This is a genomic window from Rhodococcus sp. 15-725-2-2b (genome assembly GCF_002259075.1).
In the GTDB taxonomy this organism is placed as follows: Bacteria; Actinomycetota; Actinomycetes; order Mycobacteriales; family Mycobacteriaceae; genus Rhodococcoides.
Window position 1 is genome coordinate 602483 of the sequence record NZ_NPFL01000006.1, and the last position, 21714, is coordinate 624196.

14 protein-coding genes and 1 tRNA gene are annotated in these 21714 nt (G+C 65.9%); 6 read left to right on the forward strand and 9 right to left on the reverse strand.

Annotation, left to right across the window (positions count from 1 at the left end):
* The first annotated feature begins 6 nt into the window (after nt 1-6).
* A complete protein-coding gene (locus CH306_RS08655) occupies nt 7-648 on the forward strand; it encodes an aminodeoxychorismate/anthranilate synthase component II (RefSeq protein ID WP_045200668.1) in 642 nt (213 codons plus the stop codon).
* Nucleotides 649-664: 16 nt separating this feature from the next.
* Here the strand turns inward: CH306_RS08655 and pknB are convergent, their stop codons facing one another.
* The 7 genes from pknB to CH306_RS08690 form a co-directional block, all read right to left on the reverse strand.
* The gene (pknB, locus tag CH306_RS08660) at nt 665-2602 is read right to left on the reverse strand and encodes a Stk1 family PASTA domain-containing Ser/Thr kinase (protein WP_094646261.1); all 1938 of its coding nucleotides are present in this window, start codon (nt 2600-2602) and stop codon (nt 665-667) included.
* A complete protein-coding gene (locus CH306_RS08665; protein ID WP_094646262.1) occupies nt 2599-3966 on the reverse strand; it encodes a serine/threonine-protein kinase in 1368 nt (455 codons plus the stop codon). The genes pknB and CH306_RS08665 overlap by 4 nt, the downstream gene beginning before the upstream one ends.
* 7 nt (nt 3967-3973) lie before the next feature.
* Nucleotides 3974-5458 carry a peptidoglycan D,D-transpeptidase FtsI family protein gene (locus CH306_RS08670; RefSeq protein WP_032397002.1) on the reverse strand — a complete coding sequence of 495 codons (1485 nt, stop codon included), beginning with the start codon at nt 5456-5458 and terminating at the stop codon, nt 3974-3976.
* Nucleotides 5455-6912, reverse strand: coding sequence for an FtsW/RodA/SpoVE family cell cycle protein (locus CH306_RS08675; protein WP_032397003.1), 1458 nt, complete (start codon nt 6910-6912; stop codon nt 5455-5457). The genes CH306_RS08670 and CH306_RS08675 overlap by 4 nt, the downstream gene beginning before the upstream one ends.
* Nucleotides 6909-8348, reverse strand: coding sequence for a PP2C family protein-serine/threonine phosphatase (locus CH306_RS08680; protein WP_045197786.1), 1440 nt, complete (start codon nt 8346-8348; stop codon nt 6909-6911). The genes CH306_RS08675 and CH306_RS08680 overlap by 4 nt, the downstream gene beginning before the upstream one ends.
* Complete coding sequence (locus CH306_RS08685; RefSeq protein ID WP_032397005.1) at nt 8345-8809, reverse strand: FHA domain-containing protein FhaB/FipA; 465 nt, start codon at nt 8807-8809, stop codon at nt 8345-8347. Before CH306_RS08685 ends, CH306_RS08680 begins: the two co-directional genes overlap by 4 nt.
* Before the next feature lie 168 nt (nt 8810-8977).
* The gene (locus CH306_RS08690; protein WP_094646263.1) at nt 8978-10414 is read right to left on the reverse strand and encodes a DUF3662 and FHA domain-containing protein; all 1437 of its coding nucleotides are present in this window, start codon (nt 10412-10414) and stop codon (nt 8978-8980) included.
* A 207-nt stretch (nt 10415-10621) separates the two neighbouring features.
* Between CH306_RS08690 and CH306_RS08695 the strand changes: the two genes are divergently transcribed.
* The 4 genes from CH306_RS08695 (at nt 10622) to CH306_RS08710 (ending at nt 18276) form a co-directional block, all read left to right on the forward strand.
* Nucleotides 10622-10707: transfer RNA gene (locus CH306_RS08695), tRNA-Leu, on the forward strand.
* 429 nt (nt 10708-11136) lie between these two features.
* Nucleotides 11137-15726 carry a glutamate synthase large subunit gene (gltB, locus tag CH306_RS08700; protein WP_094646264.1) on the forward strand — a complete coding sequence of 1530 codons (4590 nt, stop codon included), beginning with the start codon at nt 11137-11139 and terminating at the stop codon, nt 15724-15726.
* Complete coding sequence (locus tag CH306_RS08705) at nt 15719-17170, forward strand: glutamate synthase subunit beta (RefSeq protein ID WP_045197790.1); 1452 nt, start codon at nt 15719-15721, stop codon at nt 17168-17170. The genes gltB and CH306_RS08705 overlap by 8 nt, the downstream gene beginning before the upstream one ends.
* Before the next feature lie 200 nt (nt 17171-17370).
* A complete protein-coding gene (locus CH306_RS08710; protein ID WP_094646265.1) occupies nt 17371-18276 on the forward strand; it encodes a cutinase family protein in 906 nt (301 codons plus the stop codon).
* Here CH306_RS08710 and CH306_RS08715 read toward each other — a convergent pair.
* Nucleotides 18255-19781 (reverse strand): MFS transporter, encoded by a 1527-nt coding sequence (locus CH306_RS08715; RefSeq protein ID WP_094646266.1) that lies wholly within the window; start codon nt 19779-19781, stop codon nt 18255-18257. The two genes, CH306_RS08710 and CH306_RS08715, sit on opposite strands and share 22 nt — an antisense overlap.
* Nucleotides 19782-19880: 99 nt before the next feature.
* Between CH306_RS08715 and CH306_RS08720 the strand changes: the two genes are divergently transcribed.
* Nucleotides 19881-20177: a putative quinol monooxygenase gene (locus tag CH306_RS08720; RefSeq protein ID WP_045197796.1), complete on the forward strand. Its 297-nt coding sequence runs from the start codon at nt 19881-19883 to the stop codon at nt 20175-20177.
* On the opposite strand, the gene CH306_RS08725 is transcribed toward CH306_RS08720, so the two are convergent.
* Complete coding sequence (locus tag CH306_RS08725; RefSeq protein WP_094646267.1) at nt 20112-21617, reverse strand: phage infection protein; 1506 nt, start codon at nt 21615-21617, stop codon at nt 20112-20114. The two genes, CH306_RS08720 and CH306_RS08725, sit on opposite strands and share 66 nt — an antisense overlap.
* Nucleotides 21618-21714 lie beyond the last annotated feature (97 nt).

Here is a 21714-nt window from a genome sequence, read left to right on the forward strand (position 1 = left end):
GTCCACATGCGTATTCTCGTCGTCGACAACTACGACAGCTTCGTCTTCAACCTCGTCCAGTACCTGGGCCAGTTGAATGCCGATGTCGAGGTCTGGCGCAACGACGACGAGCGCCTCACCGACCGTGACGCCGTTGCTGGCCGGTTCGACGGCATTCTGCTCAGCCCGGGGCCGGGCACGCCGCAGCGCGCGGGTGCCACGATGGATCTCGTCTCGGCCAGCGCTCGTGCGAAGACGCCCCTGCTCGGGGTCTGTCTGGGCCATCAGGCGATCGGTGCAGCCTTCGGTGCGACGGTGGAGAAGGCTCCGGAACTGCTGCACGGTAAGACCAGCCTGGTGCACCATTCGGGCGTCGGAGTTCTCGAGGGGATGAACGAGCCGTTCACGGCCACTCGCTACCACTCGCTGACCGTCCGGGAGGACACGATCCCGGACGAACTCGAGATCATCGGGCGCACCGAATCCGGTCTGGTGATGGCCATGAGGCACACCGAACTACCGATTCACGGCGTCCAGTTCCATCCGGAGTCCATCCTCACCGAGGGCGGTCACCGCATGCTGGCGAACTGGCTGACCGTCTGCGGGATGCCCACCGACCAGGGTCTGGTCTCCAAGCTCGAAGCCCAGGTCGCCGAGGCGTTCGCCTGAGCCGGCCTCGAGGCGGCTAGTTGCCGCTGGGGATTCCCAGCGCCCCGATGCTCACGGTGATGGTGTCGGTCTTGCTGATCTCCGAGCCTGCCGGCTGCGTCTGGTTGACGATTCGCCCGACCATCAGGGGATCGAGTGTCGACTGCCTCGACGTCGACAGGTTCGACGCAGTTCCGGTCCACCCCGCCGATTCCAGCGCTGTCAGGGCCTGAGCCTCGGTGAGGCCGGACAGGTCCGGCATCGGGATCTTGTCTCCGTTGGAGACCCGCAACGTCACGACGGTGTTCTCGGCGACGTTGGCACCACCGGTCGGGTCCGTCGAGACGACCTGTCCCACCGGCTGACTCGAGTCGATGTTCTGTATCTGGACACGAAGCCCGGCACCCTCGACGTTCGGCTGCGCGACGTCGACGAGCTGGCCGACGACGTTGGGCATCCGGACCTGCGCAGGCCCAGAACCGAGCGTGATGCGAACCTGCGAGTCGGCGTTCATGCTCACGCCCGAGGACGGGTTCTGCTCGATGACCTTGTCGAGGTTCTCCGGCGTCGACGGCGCACGGGCGACGGTGGGATCGAGTTCGAGGCCCACCTCGTTCAAGGCATCTGCCGCCTCCTGTTGCGTTCGTCCGGTCAGCCGCGGCACCTGCACCTGCTGCGGGCCCGAGGAGACATCGAGCTGGATGTCTCCCGGTGATTCGGTCTGTGACCCTGCGGCCGGGTTGGTGCCTATCGCCGAACCCTCGGGGACCGACGCATCCGGCCTCTCCTGCACGGTGACGCGTAGTCCGACGTTCTCGAGTTCCCGCTGGGCCTCGTCCGCGACGAGTCCGGAGACGGACGGCACGGTGACGGACGTGGGCTCCGCTCCGGGACCGAGGGACCACAGGAATGCTCCGACGATCGCGACGACGATGATCGACGCCGCGGAAACGAGGGCGATCTTGAGGCCGCGACGGCTCCTGGGTTCGTCCTCGCGTTCGGCGTGCCTCGACGCACGGGGTGCGGCGGCTGCGGCCGGTTTGTCCGCGCCGGAGAAGTCTGCCTGCCGGGAGTCGACCGATCCGAGGATCGTGGTGCGGTCCTCGTCGTTCATGACCATCGGGGCGCTCGGGCGTTGACCTCCGAGGACACGGACCAGGTCGGTACGCATCTCGGCGGCGCTCTGGTAGCGGTTGGCGGGGTTCTTGGCCATCGCCTTGAGGATGATCGAGTCGAGTTCGCGCGGCACGATGTCGTTGACCAGCGACGGCAGCTGAGGATCCTCGCGCACGTGCTGGTAGGCGACGGCGACCGGTGAATCACCCTTGAACGGCGGTTCGCCGGTGAGGATCTCGAACAGCACACATCCGAGCGAGTAGACGTCCGATCGAGCGTCGACCTGTTCGCCGCGGGCCTGCTCGGGTGAGAGATATTGAGCGGTCCCGATGACGGCGGCGGTCTGGGTCATCGGCGACGACGAATCGGCGATGGCACGCGCGATGCCGAAGTCCATCACCTTCACGGCGCCCGCGTTGTTGATCATGATGTTCGCGGGTTTGACGTCGCGGTGCACGATTCCGTTGCGGTGGCTGAAATCGAGTGCAGCACAGACGTCGGCGATGACCTCCATGGCCCGACGCGGCGCCATGGGTCCCTCGGCGCGCACGATGTCGCGCAGGGTGTCGCCGTCGACGTACTCCATGACGATGAACGGGAGCGGTCCGGCCTCGGTCTCTGCCTCGCCGGTGTCGTACACGGCGACGATGGCGGGGTGGTTCAGGGCGGCCGCGTTCTGGGCTTCGCGTCGGAAGCGCAGGTAGAACGTGGGGTCTCGAGCGAGATCGGCGCGCAGGACCTTGATGGCGACGTCGCGATCCAGCCGAGTGTCACGTGCCAGATGAACCTCGGACATGCCGCCGAAACCGAGTATCTCGCCCAGCTCGTAGCGAGAGGACAGCGTACGGGGAGTCGTCATTGTTGTCCTCGAGGATCTTGCTGGAATGGAATCTCGATCAGCGGCCGTCTCGTCGTCGTCTGCGTCGGCTCGGCCGAGGTCGTGGTGGTTTCCTCGGTGGTCGTCGGCGCCTCGGTTGTGGTCGTCGTCGTGGTCGTCGTGGTTTCTTCGGTGGTGGTTTCTTCCGTGGTCGTCGTGGGTTCGGTGGTTGTGGTCGTCGTGGTGGTCGGCTGCGTGGTCGTGGTGGTCGGCGGCACGAACGGAGTCGGCGTGTCGTCCCTGCCCCCGGTCAACAGCACGTAACCGCCTATGAGGATGGCCAGCAGCAGCAGTCCGGCGCCGCCCCAGGCCAGGGCCTTCTGCGCCGACGACATTCCGGTGGACTCGGGGACTGCGGCGGCTGCCGTTCCGGTGACCGGTCCGCGGTACTCGCGCTGCGATGTCGGCATCATCTGGGTGCTCGACGGCGGCACCGCAGGGCTGGGCACGACGCCCGGCATCATGACCCGGCCGGTGCCCGTACCGCGGGAGTTTCCGGGTGCGGGCGGACGACGGCCTGCACGGACCGCGGCGACGGCGTCGGCGAACTCGCCACCGTTGGCGTAGCGCGCGGCGGGGTCCTTGACCATCGTGATCTCGATGAGTTCGCGCACGGTAGGGGGCAGGTCGAGCGGCATGGGTGCCGGCGTCTCGCGGACGTGCTTCATGGCCACGGTCAGGGCGCCGTCGCCCACGAACGGCCGCGTGCCCGCGAGTACTTCGTATCCGACGACTCCGAGCGAGTAGACGTCGGAAGCCGAGGTGGCCTCTTCGCCGAGTGCCTGTTCGGGGGCGATGTACTGCGCTGTGCCCATGACCATTCCGGTCTTGGTGACCGGCGACGCGTCCACCGCTTTCGCGATACCGAAGTCGGTGATCTTGACCTGCCCGGTGGGGGTGATCAGGATGTTGCCCGGCTTGACGTCGCGGTGGACGACGCCTGCGGTGTGCGCGATCTGCAGGGAGCGGCCGGTCTGTTCGAGCATGTCGAGGGCATGGCCGAGCGGCAACCGGGACATCCGGCCCAACACCGCGTTCAGCGGCTCACCGTTGACCAATTCCATCACCAGGTAGGCCAGTGATTCGCCCGCGCCGTCGCGGGTCTCGCCGTAGTCGTAGACCCCGGCGATTCCGGGGTAGTTCAGCTGTGCGGTGGTGCGCGCCTCGAACCTGAAGCGCTGCAGGAATTCCGGGTCCTCGGAGAACTCCGCCTTGAGTACCTTGACCGCCACGCGGCGATCCAGGCGATTGTCCATCGCCTCCCACACCTGACCCATACCGCCGGTGGCGATCAGGCGCAGCAGTCGGTAGCGCTGGGCGATGACAGCCCCGTTGCTCAATGGCACCGTACGTTCACCTCCCCTGCAATGCGGCTGCGATGACGGCTCGCCCGATGGGGGCGGCCACGGATCCACCGGTTGCGGCGAGAGCTCGGTCGCCACCGTCCTCGACGATGACGGCGATGGCGACCTTGGGGTCGTCGGCGGGTGCGAATCCGATGTACCACGCGTGCGGTGGGGTGTTGCGCGGGTCGGAACCATGTTCTGCGGTACCGGTTTTCGACGCGATCTGGACGCCGGGGATCTTGCCCTCGCCGCTGGTGTTGTTCTCGGAGCCGATCATCAGATCGGTCAGCGTCGCCGCGGTCGCCGAGCTGATCGCCTCGCCCATGGCCTTGGGCTGGTAGCTCGACAGGTCCGACAGGTCGGGAGATTGCAGCTGCTGCACCAGGTTCGGGGCCATCCGAACGCCGCCGTTGGCGACGGTGGCCGCGATGACGGCGTCCTGCAGCGGGGTCAGCGCCACGTCGCGCTGGCCGATGCTGGATTGGCCGAGCGCGGCGTCGTCGTCGATGGGCCCGATGGTGCTGTCGGCGACGGTGAGCGGAATGGTCGAGTCCTCACCGATGCCGAATGCCGCGGAGGTCTCACGCATCCTGTCGACCCCGGTGTCGATGCCGAGCTCGACGAAGGCGGTGTTGCACGAGCGTGCGAACGCTTCGCGCAGGGTTGCCGTCTGGCCACCGCCGCACGTCGACCCGTTGTAGTTCTCCAGTGTCGTCGAGGTCCCCGGCAACGTGATGTTCGACGCGGCCGTGAGTTGATCGTCCGGTGTCGCGCCCGCTTCGAGTGCGGCTGCGGTGGTGATCACCTTGAACGTCGATCCGGGTGGGTAGGTCTGCGAGATCGCCCGGTTGACCATCGGCTTCTCGGGATCGTTGCTCAGGTTCTCCCACGCTTCGGTGGTGGTGCTGCCGTCGTGGCTGGCCAACAGGTTCGGGTCGTAGCTGGGGGTGCTGGCCATGGCCAGGATGTTGCCGGTGGCGGGGTCGAGGGCCACTACCGAACCGGTGTATCCCTTGGCGGTCAGCTGGTCGTACGCGACCTGCTGAACGACGGGGTCGATGGTGGTGACGACGTTGCCGCCGCGGGGATCTCGGCCCGAGATGAGGTCGAACAGGCGTCCGCCGAAGAGCCGGTCGTCGGATCCGTTGAGGACGGGATCCTCGGCGCGTTCGAGGCCGCTGCTCGAGTACAGCATCGAATAGTAGCCGGTGATCGGCGCGTTGGCCTGCGGGCTGGCGGGGGAGATCGAATTCTGCGGGTAGGTGCGCAGGTACTTGTAGCGGTCGTCGGTCGGGACCGAGGACGCGAGTACCTGGCCGCCTGCCGAGATCTGACCGCGCTGGCGCGAGTACTCGTCGAGCAGTACTCGCGAATTCCTGGGGTCGGTGCGCAGATCGTCGGCCTTGATGACCTGGAGATAGGTGGCGTTGGCGAGCAACGCAACGACCATGACCATCACGGCGATGGAGACGCGGCGCAGGGGAGTGTTCATGCGCGCTTCACCATCTCGGTGGGTGCCTCCGCGATGGGCGCTGCGGGAGCGGGCTTCTTCTTGGGCGTTGCCGGCTCACGGGCTGCGTCGGAGATCTTGATCAGCAGCGCGAGGAGCAGGTAGTTGGCGAGAAGCGACGATCCTCCGTAGGACAGATACGGCGTGGTGAGGCCGGTCAGTGGGATGAGTTTGGTGACGCCGCCGACGACGACGAACAGCTGGATGGCAATGGTGAACGACAGACCTGCGGCCAGCAGTTTGCCGAAGCTGTCGCGGACGGCCAGCGCGGTACGCAAGCCGCGAATGATGAACAGCAAGTACAGGATCAGGACCGCGGTCAGGCCGATGAGGCCGAGTTCCTCTCCGACCGTCGCGATGATGAAGTCGGTCTTGGCGAACGGAACCTGGGACGGGCGACCGCTGCCGAGTCCGGTGCCGGCCAACCCGCCCGTGGCGAAGCTGAACATGGACTGGACGATCTGGTAGCCGGTGTCGTTGTAGTCGTCGAACGGGTGCAGCCAGGTGTCGGTGCGGATCTTGACGTGGCCGAACACCTGATACGCGAACAGGAATCCGACGAGCAACAGCCCGAATCCGATGATCAACCAGCCGACGCGTTCGGTGGCGATGTAGATCATCACCAGGACGGTTCCGAAGATCAGCAGCGACGTACCGAGGTCCTTCTCGAACACGAGTACACCGACCGAGACGATCCAGACGACCAGGATCGGCCCCAGATCGCGCGCCCGTGGGAAGTCCATTCCGAGGAAGTGCTTGCCGGCGACGGTGAACAGTTCGCGCTTGGCCACCAGCAGTGAAGCGAAGAAGATGAGCAGCAGGATCTTCGCGAACTCACCGGGCTGAATACTGAAGCCGGGCAGTCGGATCCAGATCTTCGATCCGTTGACCTCGGAGAATGCCGACGGCAGCATGGCCGGGATGGCCAGGAGCACCAGTCCGGCGAGTCCGACGGTGTAGCCGTAGCGAGCCAGGGTGCGGTAATCGCGCAGCAGCACCAGCAGAGCGACGAACCCGGCGATGGCCAGCGTCGTCCACAGCACCTGCTGGTTGGCATCGGGGGACGGAATGGGGTTGCCGAGATACTGGGCCTGCTGCTCGTCGGCCAGATCGAGGCGATGAATGAGCACCAGACCGAGTCCGTTGAGCAACGCCACGATCGGCAACAGCAACGGATCCGCGTAGGGAGCGAAACGGCGTACCGCCAGGTGCGCCACCGTCATCAGCGCGAGATACGCCACCGCGTACTTCGCCAGATCCCAGGTGATGGTCTGTTCCTGACTGGCTTCGACCAGAACCAAGGAGATCGTGGTGATCAGAACGGCAGCGCCGAGCAACAGCAGTTCGATGCCGCGTCGGTTGGATTGAACCGGCGCGGGCGCGAACCCTTCGGGCGGACTCGGAAAGGATCCTCCCGCGGACGGATTGGAACTCATCGAGTACCGGTCCTGCAGTTCTGGCCGGGAATTTGCGGAACCGTCGGTGTCGGCACCGCTGTGGTGGTCGGTGCTGCCTCAGGAGTGGGTTCGACCGTGGGCGGCAGCGGGGCGGCGGGCGGCGGGATGATCGCCGTCGGAGTCGGTTCGACGGTCGTGGTCACGACCGGCTCGGTCTCGCAGACCTGAAGCAGGTCCCCGGAGGCCAACCGCTCGACCTGTCCGCGCGCATCGTCGAGAGATCCCGACGGCAACCCGGCCGTGACCTGCTCACGTGCAGCAGGCAGAAGATCGTCGATCTCGAACGGAACACAGTCCGCCGGGGCGGCATCCGGCGCGGTCAACGTGACGGCTCCGTCGTCGTCGAGGCAGCCGATCAGTTCGACGCTCTGCAGCGAGTACCCCAGCACCGAGCCGGGCAGCCCGCGCAGCACGGTCACCTTGCTGTTGTCGGCACCGACGTAGTAATTGCCCTTGATGATCGAATTGGCCACCACCGCACCGATTCCGGCGAGAACGACCAGCGTCAGGGCAATGAGTGTCCAGCGCAGCTTGTGCGATTTCTTCTCCGGTGCGACAACCGGAGCGGTGACGCGCTTGGGCGTCGTACGGGGGGGACGCATCGCTGCGGCGCGCCCTGCTGCGGTGTTGGGCGGAGGGGCGTCCTCCTCGTCTTCGGTGCTGGCGGCACCGCCGAGGATGGGGTGGCTCTGTCCGTAGTCGAGGTCGATCACATCGGCGACGACGACCGTCACGTTGTCGGGCCCGCCACTGCGAAGCGCGAGTTCGATCAGTCGGTCGGCGCAGGGTCCCGTCTCGCCCTCGTTCAGCGTGTTCTCGATGGTTTCGTCGCTCACGACGTCCGAGAGACCGTCGGAGCACAGCAGATATCGATCGCCTGCGCGCACTTCCCGAACGGTGAGCGTCGGCTCGATCTCGTTGCCGGTGAGGGCACGCATGATCAAGGACCGTTGCGGGTGTGTGTGCGCCTGCTCGGCGGTGATGCGGCCTTCGTCGACGAGAGACTGAACGAAGGTGTCGTCTCGGGTGATCTGGGTGAGCGAGCCGTCGCGCAGCATGTACGCGCGCGAATCGCCGATGTGTACCAGTCCGATTCGCTTGCCCGCGAACAGGATTGCGGTCAGTGTGGTCCCCATGCCGTCGAGCTCGGGTTCGTCCTCGACCTGATCTGCTATGGACGCGTTGCCTTCGCGGGTGGCTGCCTCGAGCTTGCCCAGCAGATCCTCGCCGGGCTCGTCGTCGTCGAGATGAGCCAATGCGGCGATCATCAACTGCGAGGCCACTTCACCGGCGGCGTGACCGCCCATGCCGTCGGCCAGCGCCAGTAGGCGAGCCCCGGCGTACACGGAGTCCTCGTTGTTGGATCGAACCAGACCGCGATCACTGCGGGCGGCATAGCGAAGGACGAGGGTCACGGGCGCAACTCGATCACGGTCTTGCCGACGCGGACAGGGGTTCCCAGGGGGACGCGAACGGCGGTGGTCACCTTCGCGCGGTCGAGGTAGGTGCCGTTGGTCGAGCCGAGGTCTTCGACGTACCAATCTCCGCCGCGGGGCGAGATGCGCGCATGCCGCGTCGACGAGTAGTCGTCTGTCAGAACGAGAGTGGAGTCGTCTGCTCGCCCGATGAGGACGGGCTGCGTGCCCAGCGATATGCGCGTTCCGGCGAGACCGCCCTGGGTCACCACGAGGTACTTGGCCACCTTCTGCTTGTTGAACGACGGGAGAACTTTCGAGCCGCCGGAGTAGCGAGGAGGCACTCGCATGCCTGCGGCCGCATAGATGTCACTGCGCAAGGTGCGAAGGACGGCCCAGACGAAGAACCACAGCAAGAGCAGGAAGCCCGCCCTTGTAAGTTGCAGAATCAATCCCTGCACGACGATTCACCTCCTCCTTCGCAATCGACCCGTGTTCCGCACACGCGCAAAGTCGCGGCGCGGCAGACATGGTTGCCTCGCAGCATCATAGGGTGAAGCAGCTCGTGTCGACGACATACGGGTGGACGAGAGTGCGAGTCGAACCCCCACCCGAGCCCACGTCGATCGTCAGACGATCCGAACCAGAATTTCGGAGTGACCGGCCCGAATGACGTCGCCGTCGGCCAACTGCCAGTCCTGCACCGGAGCGCCGTTGACGGTGGTGCCGTTGGTGGAACCGAGGTCGGAGAGCATGGCCACGCGGCCGTCCCACCGGATCTCGATGTGTCGACGCGAGACACCGGTGTCGGGGAGCCGGAACTGTGCATCCTGGCCACGGCCGATGATGTTCTGACCGTCACGGAGCTGGAAGTAGCGGCCGCTGCCGTCCTCCAGTTGCAGCGTGGCGGCGAGCGCCTGGCTCCGCCCTGCGTACGAGGCGGGCTGGTCGTAGCCGTAACCGTCCCCGCGGTCGCCCGCACCCTGCGGGTAGCCACGGCCGTAGGCGGCCGGTGCAGGCGGGTAGTCGTAGCCGGGCTGCTGGTAGCCGGGCTGTTGATATCCGGCGGCCTGAGGCTCGGCATACCGGCCGGCCGGGTCGTTGTACGCCTGCTCCTGGTAGGGGGCCTCGGAGTACGCGGCACCCTGCTCGGCGGCGTTGTAGTCGTAGCCCTGCGCGTTGTAGGCCTGCGCGTCGTATGCCTGGCCGTCGTACCCCTGCGCGTCGTAACCCTGGGCACCGTAGCCCTGATCCTGGCCGCCGGGCGCGCCGTAGGCGTTGGGGTCGTAGCCCTGTTCCTGGCCGGCCGCGCTGTAGGCCTGACCCTGCTCGGGGTACGACTGCTCGTCGTAGCCACCGTTGTACGGCTGCTGGTCGTAGCGCGGATCGTGATCGGCAGGCGCGTAGGCCTGGGCGTCGTACCCGTTCTGCTCACGTGCGGGGTAGCGCGGATCCTGGCCACCGGCGTAACCGTTGCGCGTGCGCGGATCGGGACGATGGCCGTCCGCGGGATCGCGCTGCGGGTCGTAGCCTGGGTTCTGCGTCATGTGGCCGGCTCCTGGTATCGACATCGGTGGGGCAGACGGTCGCTGCGTAGCTGAAGGGACGGGACTGGGTGCCGGCGGAGCCGATACGTTCTTCGGGGCCGAGGCACCCTGCTGCGCGTTGCGGCCAGCAGTCGCCGATCGTCCCACATCGGGATCGACCGAGCCACTGGCACGGAACTGTCCGGTGTGCAGGGTGGGCGACGGCTCGAATCGAACCACCACGTCGCCGTAGGTCTGCCAGCCTTGATCGCGGATGTAATCGTCGAGGTGGCGTGAGAACGCCTTGACCGTGAGTTCTCGGTCGCCGGCGAGTTCGTCGTGGTCCGAACTGTTGATGGTGATGACGTAGCTGTTGGGTGCCAGCAGATGCCCGCCGTCCAGGGGCCGAACCAGATCCGACGCTTCCTGCTGGAGCGCTGCCTCCACCTCCGCCGGTACGACGCCTCCGCCGAACACGCGGGCGAAGACGTCGCCGACAGCGCCTTGGAGCTTGCGTTCGAAACGTTGAACGATGCCCATCGTGACCCCTCCTCTCACTGTGTTCTTCCACCGTGTGGTGCCTGCTGGTGTGCAGGACGCGACGGCCGCGTGTCATCACGAAGTCGCGCTGCAAGCATGATATACGGTGCCGCCGACGGGGACTGCCCGCCGCGGTCGGCTCCCGGCTGCCCGACGCGGCGATTTTCGAGCGCGGCATGGTGCGTGTTAGTGTTCTCGCCGTTACCCGGGCGGGTGGCGGAATGGCAGACGCGCTGGCTTCAGGTGCCAGTGTCCTTCGGGACGTGGGGGTTCAAGTCCCCCTCCGCCCACCACACTGGCCGCAGCTGATTCGATCGCTGCGGCCAGTAGTTTCTTCCGGGTCGGTTTCCTCGCGGCCCGATCCTCGAATCGTCCTACAGGCGTGTGATTCTCGGCCGATGTCGGCCGGGTGGTCCAGTACCCGGTCTCGATGGCGTCTCGTATACGAGAATTCGCAGGTGAAAGCCAATAATAGGCTTACCTTATTTGCGGGGGCACCCAGGTGCTGACTTATCGTTCGTAGTTGGATCGGCCTCACCACGGCCGGATCCGTCGAGACCCTCACTTTTCTACCATGAGCTCACCCGCTCGTGCAGGGGAAAGCGTCGACGATCGACAGGTGCTGCTTCAACGGCGAGGACGCACCGCAGGCCGTTCGTGCAGCCGGTTACACCACACCGTCGCCGACGAGTATCAAGGCTGGACTTATCCGAAGGCTAGGTATGAAGCACACTCCGGGCCCGCAAGGCCTCTACGATCCCGTCAACGAACACGACTCCTGTGGTGTCGCGTTCGTGGTGGACATGCACGGTCGACGCAGTCGCGACATCGTCGAGAAGGCGATCACCGCACTGGTCAACCTCGAGCACCGCGGTGCTGCCGGCTCCGAACCGAACACCGGTGACGGTGCGGGCATTCTGATCCAGGTTCCGGACGCGTTCTTCCGCGCCGTCGTAGATTTCGAGCTCCCCGCTGCCGGCGCGTACGCGACCGGTGTCGCGTTCCTTCCCCAGGGCCGCAGCGATGCCGCGCGTGCCTGCGAGGGTGTCGAGCGCATCGTCGAGAGCGAGGGCCTGTCGGTTCTGGGTTGGCGTGAGGTCCCCACCGACGACTCCTCCCTCGGAGCTCTGGCGCGCGACGCGATGCCGACCTTCCGTCAGCTGTTCCTCGCGGCCCCCGACGCGTCGGTCACCGACCTCGACCTCGAGCGGCGCGCGTTCGTCATCCGCAAGCGCGTCGAGCACGAGCTGGGCGAAGAGGGCGCGGGCAAGGACGGCCCCGGCCGCGAAACCGTGTACTTCCCGTCGCTGTCCTCGCAGACGTTCGTCTACAAGGGCATGCTGACGACGCCTCAGCTCAAGGGCTTCTACTTGGACCTGCAGGACGAGCGTGTGGAAAGCGCACTGGGACTTGTGCATTCGCGCTTCTCCACCAACACGTTCCCGTCGTGGCCGCTGGCACATCCGTTCCGCCGCGTCGCCCACAACGGCGAGATCAACACCGCCACCGGCAACGAGAACTGGATGCGCGCCCGCGAGGCACTCATCACCTCCGACGTGTTCGGTGGCTCCGAGGCTCTCGAGAAGATCTTCCCCGTGGTCACCCACGGCGCAAGTGACACAGCACGTTTCGACGAGGTGCTCGAGCTGTTGCACCTCGGCGGCCGCAGCCTGCCCCACGCCGTGCTGATGATGATTCCCGAGGCCTGGGAGCGGCACGAGTCCATGGACCCCGCACGTCGGGCGTTCTACAAGTACCACTCCTCGTTGATGGAGCCCTGGGACGGACCGGCCTCGGTGTGCTTCACCGACGGCACCGTCATCGGCGCGGTTCTCGACCGCAACGGCCTGCGCCCGAGCCGGCTGTGGGTCACCGACGACGGTCTGGTCGTCATGGCCTCCGAGGTCGGCGTGCTCGACATCGATCCGTCGAAGGTCGTCCGCAAGGTTCGCCTGCAGCCGGGCCGCATGTTCCTGGTGGACACCGCGCAGGGCCGCATCGTCTCCGACGACGAGATCAAGGACGAGCTCGCCGCCGAGCATCCGTACCAGCAGTGGCTCGACGAGGGCCTGACCTCGATCGACGACCTGCCCGAGCGTCCGCACGTGCACATGCCGCACGACCGCGTGCTCATCCGTCAGCAGATCTTCGGGTACACCACCGAGGAATTGAACGTGCTGGTCTCGCCGATGGCGAAGTCCGGTGCCGAGGCCATCGGTTCCATGGGTACCGATACCCCGATCGCCGTGCTGTCGGCTCGTCCGCGGATGCTGTTCGACTACTTCTCGCAGCTGTTCGCGCAGGTCACCAACCCGCCACTCGACGCCATCCGCGAGGAGATCGTCACCAGCCTCGGCGGCACCATCGGACCCGAGGGCGATCTGCTCAACCCGGGTGCCGAGAGCTGCAAGCAGATCGTGCTTCCGCAGCCCATCCTGCACAACGACGACCTCGCCAAGCTCGTCCATATCAACGACGAGGGCACGCAGGAAGAGCTGCGCTCGGTGGTCGTGCGCGGTCTCTACCCGGTGTCCGAGGGTGGTGAGGGCCTCCGAAAGTCGTTGGAGGCCATCCGCGCTCAGGTGTCTGCTGCCATCTCGGGCGGCGCGCGGATCATCGTGCTCTCGGACCGTGAGTCCAGCGAGAAGCTCGCTCCGATTCCGTCGCTGCTGCTCACCTCGGCAGTGCACCATCACCTCGTCCGCGAGAAGACCCGAACCAAGGTCGGTCTGATCATCGAGGCCGGTGACGCCCGCGAGGTGCACCACATGGCTCTGCTCATCGGATTCGGTGCGGCAGCGGTCAACCCGTACATGGCGTTCGAGTCGATCGAGGACATGATCGAGCGCGGTGCCCTCACCGACATCGAGTTCGACAAGGCCGTCGCCAACTACATCAAGGCCGCAGGCAAGGGTGTACTCAAGGTGATGTCCAAGATGGGCATCTCCACTCTCGCGTCGTACACCGGAGCCCAGCTGTTCCAGGTCATCGGCCTCTCGCAGGAACTGGTCGACGAGTACTTCACCGGCCTCAACAGCCACCTCGGCGGTATCGATCTCGATCAGGTCGCCGACGACGTCGCAGCGCGGCACGCGGTGGCGTACCTGGACAACCGTCAGGAGCGTGCGCACCGCGAGCTCGAAACCGGCGGTGAGTACCAGTGGCGTCGCGAAGGGGAGTACCACCTCTTCAACCCGGACACGGTGTTCAAGCTGCAGCACTCCACTCGCACCGGTCAGTACGACATCTTCAAGGAATACACGAAGATGGTCGACGACCAGTCCGAGCGCCTCGCGTCGCTGCGCGGTCTGTTCCGCTTCAAGACCGAAGAGCGACAGGCTATTTCGATCGACGAGGTCGAGCCGGCCAGCGAGATCGTCAAGCGTTTCTCCACGGGCGCGATGAGCTACGGCTCCATCTCGGCCGAGGCGCACGAGACCCTCGCCATCGCGATGAACCGTCTCGGCGGGCGCTCGAACTCCGGTGAGGGCGGCGAGGACGTCTCGCGGTTCGAGCCGGACGAGAACGGTGACTGGCGACGCAGTGCCATCAAGCAGGTCGCGTCGGGACGTTTCGGCGTCACCTCGCACTACCTGACCAACTGCACCGACATCCAGATCAAGATGGCGCAGGGAGCCAAGCCCGGTGAGGGCGGCCAGCTTCCGGCGCACAAGGTGTACCCGTGGGTCGCCGAGGTTCGGCATTCGACGCCCGGCGTCGGCCTGATCTCGCCGCCGCCGCACCACGACATCTACTCCATCGAGGATCTCGCGCAGCTGATCCACGACCTCAAGAACGCCAACCCGCAGGCCCGCATTCACGTCAAGCTGGTCTCCGAGGTCGGCGTCGGAACGGTCGCCGCCGGTGTGTCCAAGGCGCACGCCGACGTGGTGCTCATCTCAGGCCACGACGGCGGCACCGGCGCGACGCCGCTGACGTCGGTCAAGCACGCGGGTGGACCGTGGGAGCTCGGGTTGGCCGAAACGCAGCAGACGTTGCTGCTCAACGGGCTTCGCGATCGGATCGTCGTGCAGGTGGACGGTCAGCTCAAGACCGGCCGCGACGTCATGGTGGCCGCTCTGCTCGGCGGCGAGGAGTTCGGTTTCGCCACCGCTCCGCTCGTCGTCTCGGGCTGCATCATGATGCGCGTGTGCCACCTCGACACCTGCCCCGTCGGTGTTGCAACTCAGAATCCGTTGCTGCGCAAGCGGTTCGCTGGCAAGCCGGAGTTCGTCGAGAACTTCTTCATGTTCATCGCCGAAGAGGTTCGCGAGCTCATGGCCGAGCTCGGGTTCCGCACGCTCGACGAGGCCGTCGGTCAGGTGGGTCTGCTGGACACCACCGCGGCCAAGGAGCATTGGAAGGCGTCGAAGCTGGATCTGGCACCGATCCTCGAAGAGGTCGAGTCGGCGTTCATGAACCAGAATCTCTACAACACCGGCGTCCAGGATCACGGTCTCGACAAGGCTCTCGATCAGCAGCTCATCTCGGCCAGCCGCAATGCGTTGGACAGGGGTGAGAAGGTCGCGTTCGAGTCCAAGATCACCAACGTCAACCGCACCGTCGGCACGATGCTGGGGCACGAGGTCACCAAGGCGTACGGCGGCGTCGGTCTGCCGGACGACACCATCGAGATCACCTTCACCGGCTCGGCCGGCAACAGTTTCGGTGCGTTCGTGCCCTCCGGTATGACGCTCCGACTCAACGGCGATGCCAACGACTTCGTCGGCAAGGGACTCTCCGGTGGACATCTGGTGTTGCGTCCGTCGCTGAATGCTCCGAAGGGATTCGTCGCCGAGGACAACATCATCGGTGGCAACGTGTTCCTGTTCGGTGCCACCAGCGGTGAGGCTCTCATCCGCGGCGTCGTCGGCGAGCGTTTCGCCGTTCGTAACTCCGGTGCCGTTGCCGTCGTCGAGGGCGTCGGAGATCACGGCTGCGAGTACATGACCGGCGGCAAGGTCGTCATCCTCGGCTCGACGGGCCGCAACTTCGGTGCCGGTATGTCCGGCGGAGTCGCGTTCGTGTTCGATCCGAACAAGACGTTCGAGGCCAACCTCAACACCGAGCTGGTCGACATCGAGGAGCTCGAAGGTGACGAGTTCACCTGGCTGAAGGACATCGTCACCCGCCATCAGGAGCAGACCGGCTCCGAGGTGGCCGAGCGGATCCTCGCGGATTGGTCACAGCAGGTGAACCATTTCGTGAAGGTCATGCCTCGCGACTACAAGAAGGTACTGCTGGCCATTTCCGAAGCCGAGAAGAACGGCGCGGACGTGGACGAAGCGATCATGGAGGCAGCTCGTGGGTGACCCACAGGGATTTCTGAAGAACACGGTCCGCGAAGTGCCGAAGCGGCGCCCCGTCGACCTGCGCCTGATGGACTGGAAAGAGGTCTACGAGGACTTCTCGAAGGACACCTTGCGCACGCAGGCCAGTCGATGCATGGACTGCGGTATTCCGTTCTGCCACAACGGCTGCCCGCTGGGTAACCTGATTCCTGAGTGGAACGACCTGGTGTTCAAGGACCGCTGGCGCGACAGCATCGATCGACTGCACGCCACCAACAACTTCCCGGAATTCACCGGTCGGTTGTGCCCCGCCCCGTGCGAGGCGGCGTGTGTCCTGGGTATCAATCAGGATCCGGTCACCATCAAGCAGGTCGAGGTCGAGATCATCGACAAGGCCTTCGAAGAGGGCTGGGTCACGCCGGTCTACCCGACGCATCTGACCGGCAAGACCGTCGCCGTCGTCGGCTCCGGACCCGCGGGACTCGCTGCAGCGCAGCAGCTCACCCGCGCCGGGCACACCGTCACGGTGTTCGAGCGGGCAGATCGCATCGGCGGATTGCTGCGATACGGCATCCCCGAGTTCAAGATGGAGAAGCGCCACATCGACCGTCGCCTGGCGCAGATGGAGGCCGAGGGCACCGTCTTCCGCACCGGTGTCGATGTGGGCGTCGACATCTCGGCCGACGAACTGCGCGAGCAGTTCGATGCCGTGGTCCTCTCCGGCGGCGCCACCGCATGGCGCGACCTGCCCATCGAGGGCCGCGAGCTCGACGGCATCTACCAGGCCATGGAGTTCCTGCCGCACGCCAACCGCGTCCAGCAGGGCGACTTTGCCGCACCGCCGGTGAGCGCCGAGGGCAAGAAGGTCGTCATCATCGGCGGCGGCGACACCGGGGCCGACTGCCTCGGCACCTCGCACCGTCAGGGCGCAGAAAGCGTCCACCAGTTCGAGATCATGGCCCGCCCGCCCGAGGAGCGTGCGACGTCCACCCCGTGGCCGACGTACCCACTGATGTACCGGGTGGCCTCGGCTCACGAAGAGGGTGGCGAACGCGTCTTCTCCGTCAACACCGAGCGTTTCGTCGGCGAGGACGGCAAGGTCACCGCACTCGAAGCCTGCGAGGTCGAGTTCAAGGCGGGCAAGTTCGAGAAGGTCGAGGGCAGTGAATTCACCCTCGAAGCCGATCTGGTTCTGCTCGCCATGGGATTCGTCGGACCGGAGAAGGGCGGCCTGCTGACCGACCTGGGTGTCGACTTCAACCAGCGCGGCAACGTCGAGCGCACCAACGAGTGGGTCACCAACGTCCCCGGCGTGTTCGTCGCCGGCGACATGGGCCGCGGCCAGTCGCTCATCGTGTGGGCCATCGCCGAGGGCCGGTCCTGCGCGGCCGCCGTCGACACCTTCCTGCAGGGAGCAACGGCGCTACCGGCGCCGATCGTGCCCACTCAGGCACCGCAGCGGTAAGTCGCGTTTCTCCGCCGAGCTCGAAGTTGTGGACGGATCGAGGTCCGATTCCGTCCACAACTTCGAGTTCGTCTGCTTTCCGCTGCCATTCGACACACGGTTACGTCCGTTAACCATGTAGGCATCTGATGGTCACAGGCCGCTGTCATTGTGGTGATCGAACAACGAAGCGCGTTCGACCACCAGTGAGGCCCCCTCCCATGAGTGTCAAGAAGATCTGCGCCGGTATCGGCGTCGCTGCAGCTGTTGCATCCGGAATCGTCGTCGGAACGGCATCGCCCGCCGCCGCAGACCCGGCCGATTGCCCGGCGATGTACGTCGTGGCCATTCCTGGCACCTGGGAGACCAGCTCGGGTGCGGCCCCCAAGCCGGGCATGCTGACCGACGTCACCGATCGTCTCGGTGGCGACATCCGCACCGACTACGTCTCGTATCCCGCGACCGCGTTCCCATGGGAGGGCGAGGTGTACGGGCAATCGCGTGCCGAAGCCGTCGCCAACGCGGGCGGCATGCTCGAGGCCATGGCGAATCGTTGTGGCGCAACGAAACTGGGCATCATCGGGTACAGCCAGGGTGCCGACGCGGCGGGCGATCTCGCCGCGGCCATCGGCACCGGAGTGGGCGTGGTGCCCGCGGACAAGGTGGTCGCCGTGGGGCTGATCTCCGACCCGAAGCGCTCCGATACCGACGCTCTCGTGGGGCCCGCCGTGGTCGGAACCGGGGTCGGTGGACCCCGCGTCGGTGGATTCGGCTACGTCAGCCCCGTGGTGCGGACGTTCTGTGCCGTCGGCGACCTGTACTGCTCGACGCCCAAGGACGATTACGTCGCGCGGCTGGCCGGCTTCTTGGCCGTCTCGTCCAACCCCGCGCCGAACGTCGCCGATCAGTACTCGCAGGAAGCGCAGTCCCTGATCGCGGACCTCGCCGCGGCCGGTGGTCTGCCGGTGTTGCAGGGCCAGCTCACCGACCAGGCGAACGCTCAGCGTCAGCGTGAGATCGAGGCGTTCTACCGTTCGGGTATCCACCAGGAGTACCAGAGCTACGACGTCGGGGGCGGCCAGTCCGCGACTCGGTGGTTGGCGCGCTACCTCGCCGATGCGGTCTGACGGCGTAGCAGCACGAAAACCGCCACAGCGCTGACGGCCATCAGACCGGCGCTCCAGCCGGCCGCGAGGTTGAAGCCGTCGACGAACGACGAGTTCGCGACGGTGGTCAGTTGCGAGGCGAACGGCTCGGGCAGGTAGTCCGCGACGGCGACGGCACCGCCTATGGTTTCTCGTGCGGGGTCCGCTATCTCGGCAGGGGTGCCCGCGGGGATGGCGTCGTCCATGCGGTGCCGGTAGACGGTGCTGCCGATCGTGCCGAGGATCGCGATACCCACGGCACCGCCCAGTTCGGCTCCGGTCTCCGACAGTGCCGATGCGGCACCGGCCTTTTCGGGTGCCGCGGCGGTCAGGACGATATCGGAGTTGAGCGTCGACGCCGCGCCGATGCCGAACGTCAGCAGAGCCATCCCGGTCAGGAGTAACGGTAGGCCCGAGTCGCTGGTGACGAAGACCATTGCCACACAACCGAATCCGATGAAGGCCAGGCCGCAGGCGATGATGGTGCCCGTACGGATGACCTTACTCATCGTCGGTGCCAACACAGCTCCGGTCGCTGCAGCCGCGGCGGGAATCAACAACCACAATCCGGCCTCGAGCGGCCCGAGCCCGACTACCAGCTGGAGATACTGCGCGGCGAACAGGCTGAAGCCGGTCATCGCGAAGATCACCAGGAACTGCACGACGACGGCTGCACTGAAGGCACGTTCGGCGAACAGCGTGACGTCGATCAAAGGGTGTGCTGCCTTCCGTTGCCGGATGACGAACACTGCACCGAGCGTCAGCCCGACGAGGGCGGTGACGATCGTTGCCGCGTCGATCCCCTCCTGTGCACCGTGTTTGATGGCGAACACGATCGAGAGCATCGAGGAGATCGCGAGAATCACGCTGATGGGATCGAACTTCCCGGGGTCGGAGTCCTTGAACTCGGGGACCAGAAACGGGGCGGCGACGAAAAGTACCACCATGATCGGAATGTTGATCAGGAACACCGAGCCCCACCAGAAGTGTTCGAGCAGAACACCGCCGATGACAGGGCCCACTGCTGCTCCACCGGCGAAGCCGGCAGTCCACAGGCCGATGGCTTCCTTTCGCTGAGTGGGGTCGTGAAACATGTTGCGGATCAACGACAATGTGCTCGGCGCAATGGTGGCTCCGCCGATTCCCAGCAGAGCGCGCGCCGCGAGCAGCATCTCGGGAGAGGTGGAGAACGTCGCGGCCAGAGACGCCACTCCGAACACGACGGCACCGATCATGAGCAGGGTGCGCCTGCCGATGCGATCGCCCAGCGAGCCCATGGTGATCAGGAGGCCGGCAAGCAGAAATCCGTAGATGTCGAGAATCCACAACGACTGATTGCTGGTGGGTTCGAGATCGGCCGTCATGAACGGCAGGGCCAGGTACAACACCGACATGTCCATCGACACGACGAGAATCGGCACCACCAGCACTGCGAGGCCGAGCCACTCCTTACCGGTGGCGCGCTGGTCGGTTGCCGTCTGGCTCACTGTGGTTTCCCTTCCCGAATGGACACCTCAGCTTAGGGGGATCGGGAGTACGTTCGGTGGAGAAACATGTCTCTCGCCGAACGAAGGAAAAATCACCTCATGACCAACGATCTGAAGGTAGTCGCGACGATCATCGCCAAGCCGGATGCCATCGACGCCGTGCGCGACGGCCTCTCCGCTCTGGTTGCCGAATCGCGGAAGGAAGACGGCAACCTCTCGTACGAGCTGTTCGAGTCCGCGATCGAGCCGGGAACCTTCATCACCGTCGAGGTGTGGAAGTCGCAGGAGGACCTCGACGGCCACATGCAGACTCCGCACCTGCAGCAGGCGCTAAGCGAGTTCGGGGCCCACCTCGCGGCTGCGCCCGCCATTCATCCCCTCCGGCCGGTCGGCTGACTCACCCCGCACGCTTGCGTAGACGAGTGTCGACACGATGAGCAGGGCCATCGTGGCACCGATCGCGAGCCAGCCGGTCCCGCTCATCTCTCCCGACGCGATGACGCGGGCTCCGGCGGCGGTGTAGCTCATGGGCATGAAGGCGGCGAGATCGCCCCAGATCGGTGCCGTCGACGCGTATGCGAAGCCACAGACGACGACCTGCACCGCGAGCGCGGCGACGTTGACGATCTGGCCGATCACGGCACCGAGCACCCGTTGGATCGCTCCCGCTGCGGCGAGGTAGGCCGCAGCCGAGACGATCAGGAACGCACCCGCTCCCAGGACCGGCCCGAGGGCGGCGTCGGTGGCGAAGGCGAACGCAACGGCGGCGCTGATGCCCACTGCGGCGACCGCTGCGGCCACGGCGAGCCAGCGGGGCTTGCTGTCTCTGCCCAGAACCCGCACGAGACTGACGCACCCGAGAGCACCGAGCGCGATCAGGGCAGCGATCAGATACGGGGTGGCACCGGTTCCGGTGCTCGACGACGTGGCCGCGATGTTCTGGTCCGACGCTGCGTCGTCGGTGGCGGCAGCGGTTCCCGGCGGAAGTGCCGCGGAGGCGTCGCGCACGTTGGTGGCGATGCCGTTGACGATTCCCTCGACCGGTTCGACCGACGTCACGAGCTGATCGGTGCCGGCCTTGAGCTGCTGGCCGCCGTCGTCGAGTTGGCCCAGTCCGTCACGCAACTGCACGGTCGCGTCGCCGAGTTGGGCGGTGGCTCCGAGGAACTGACTGTTGGGGTCGTTGAGTTCGGAGGACAGCTGCTGAGCACCGCTCTTGAGGGTCTGCAGCTGGGCGAGGGTGTCGGGCCCGAAAGCCTGCGTGTTCAGAGTGTCGATGACCCCGCGGATCTCACCGGAGATGGCGTCCGATCCCGGGTGCGGGAATCGATCGACCTGGTCAGCGGTGGCGGCGAGTTTGGCGGTGAAATCGGCCTGCAGAGCGCCGAAGCCGGCGAGCTGATCGACGACCTGGTCGACGCCACCGCTGATCTGGGACGCGCCGTCCCCGAGCTGACCGATGCCGTCGCGGTACTGCCCGAATCCATCGGCGAGCTGAATGGTTCCGTCGTGTGCCTGGGTGATGCCGTCGGCGAGCTGCCCGACGCCGTCGTTGAGCTGCGTTCCGCCGTCGGTCAGCTGGCCGATACCGCTGGAGAGGAACGTGATGGGCAGCGATGCGCTGTTGAGGCTGCTCCTGGCTGCGGCCAGGGGATCGGCCGTCTGCTGGTCCGCTGCCGGTGCCTGCTCGGTGTCGGCGACGACGGTGGTGGTTGCCGCGGGCTCGCCACCGAGGTCGTAGCCGGTGCCCAGTGCAAATGCACCTACCGCTACCAGAGGAAACGCCAGCGCAGTGAGAGCAACGGCAGGACGTCGGAAGATACGCAATTCACCCATGATGAGTTCGAGGCTAACCGCACGGTGCAGCGTCGCCGACCAGTCGACGACCGGCGACGCCCCATTTTGTGCCCTCGACCTGGGAGTTTAAGAGGTC